General features: G+C 72.8%; 2 protein-coding genes. One reads left to right on the plus strand and one right to left on the minus strand.

Annotation, left to right across the window (positions count from 1 at the left end; translation table 11 throughout):
* The first annotated feature begins 208 nt into the window (after nt 1–208).
* Complete coding sequence (locus tag G5C65_RS36915; RefSeq protein WP_165303402.1) at nt 209–1,009, plus strand: ArsR/SmtB family transcription factor; 801 nt, start codon at nt 209–211, stop codon at nt 1,007–1,009.
* 6 nt (nt 1,010–1,015) lie between these two features.
* On the opposite strand, the gene G5C65_RS36920 is transcribed toward G5C65_RS36915, so the two are convergent.
* A partial coding sequence (locus G5C65_RS36920) for a PP2C family protein-serine/threonine phosphatase (RefSeq protein ID WP_165303403.1) occupies nt 1,016–1,664 on the minus strand: 649 nt, incomplete at its 5' end.

The following is a 1,664-nucleotide window of genomic DNA, read 5'->3' on the forward strand; positions in this document are numbered from 1 at the left end:
GTGCTCTCGCCGCACCGGCCGAAAGCCCGAGTACGCCCAGTACGAGGGCTTTCACCCGGCACGCCGAGAGCACGCACCGGACGCCCCATGCGCCGCACGGGGCTTTCGAAACACCCCCTAGGGCCCTGGCGCCGTCGTCGCAGGGTGCGGGTGCCGGTGATGGACAGGCAACCAGAAGGTTGCCTATTCTCTGTGGGAGGGGAGACGGATGGACGAGGTGTTCAAGGCGCTCGCCGACCCCAGCAGGCGCCGTCTGCTCGACCGGCTGCACGGCCGGAGCGGACAGAGCCTGCGGGAGCTGGGCGAGGGCCTGGAGATGAGCAGGCAGGCGGTGAGCAAGCACCTCGCCGTACTGGAGGAGGCGCGCTTGGTCACCGTGGTCCGCAGAGGCCGGGAAAAGCTGCACTACCTCAACCCCGTTCCCGTCAACGAGATCGCCGAACGCTGGATCGGCCGCTACAGCCGCTCGCACGTACGCGCGCTGTCCGCGCTGAAAGAGACCTTGGAGGGCGCCACCATGAGCGCGACGGAGTTTGTCTACGTCACCGTCATCCGCACCACGCCCGAGCGGCTGTGGGAGGCACTGACCAGCCCGGAGTTCATCCGCCGGTACCACGGGAACACCGGCCCGGAGTCCGACTGGGAGCCGGGGTCGGCGGTGCGGTGGAAGATGAGCCCGGACGGCGAGTACGCCGACCACGGCCAGCGGGTGCTGGAGGCCGAGCCGGGCCGGAAGCTGGCGTACACCTGGCACGGGTACACGCCGGAGATCGCGGCGATGTTCGGCTGGAGCGACGAGAAGCTGGCCGAGCTGCGCCGGGAGCGGATCTCCAAGGTGACCTTCGAGATCGAGCCCGCGGGCGAGGGGGCGGTCAAGCTCACCGTCACGCACGACGACTTCGAGCCGGGCAGCGAGATGCTCAAGGGCGTCAGCGAGGGCTGGCCCGTCATCCTGTCCAACCTCAAGACGCTGCTGGAGACGGGGGAGACCCTGCCGCTCGAATCCTGAGCCGGCTCACCGCCCGGCCTTCGGCGGACGCATCAGCGCCAGCAGCGCCATGTCGTCGTCGCGCGGGCCGCCGGTCCAGGCGTGGACGTCCCGGTCCACCGCCGTCAGCGCGTCGTCCGGGGAGTCGAAGCGCCGCCCGCGCAGCCCGCGCTCCGGGTCGTAGAACTCCCCGGCGGCGTTCCGCGCCTCGGTGACCCCGTCGGTGACCAGGAGCAGCACCGCGCCCGGCGGCACCGGGAAGCCGACGGCGCCCGGGGCCGGGGCGCCGAGGTCCCCCAGGCCCAGCGGCACTCCGGTGTGCGGTACGGCCAGCCGCCGTACCGCGCCCGCCACCAGCAGATACGGGTCCGGGTGCCCCCGGCTGACCAGCCGTACGGTCCGCAGCCCGGGGGCGAACTCGCCGAGCACCGCCGTGGTGAAGCCCTCGCCCTCCGGGTTCTCGGCGCCTTCCGCGCCCTCCGTCCGCTGCCGCTCCTCGCGCCGCAGGGAGCGGTCCATCTCGCTGGCGACCTCGGCCAGCCGCGGTGTGCGCACGGCCGCCTCGCGGAAGGCGCCGAGCGCCACCGCCGCGGTGCGCACCGCGGCCAGCCCCTTGCCGCGCACGTCCCCGACGAGGAAGCGGACCCCCCAGGGCGACTCCTCCACCGCGTACAGG

Source organism: Streptomyces boncukensis (assembly GCF_011045075.1).
Taxonomy (GTDB): domain Bacteria; phylum Actinomycetota; class Actinomycetes; order Streptomycetales; family Streptomycetaceae; genus Streptomyces; species Streptomyces boncukensis.

Bases quoted from the DNA above. Each gene is read 5' to 3' on its own strand.
- G5C65_RS36915 (WP_165303402.1), top strand. From the start codon at position 209: ATGGACGAGGTGTTCAAGGCGCTCGCCGACCCCAGCAGGCGCCGTCTG.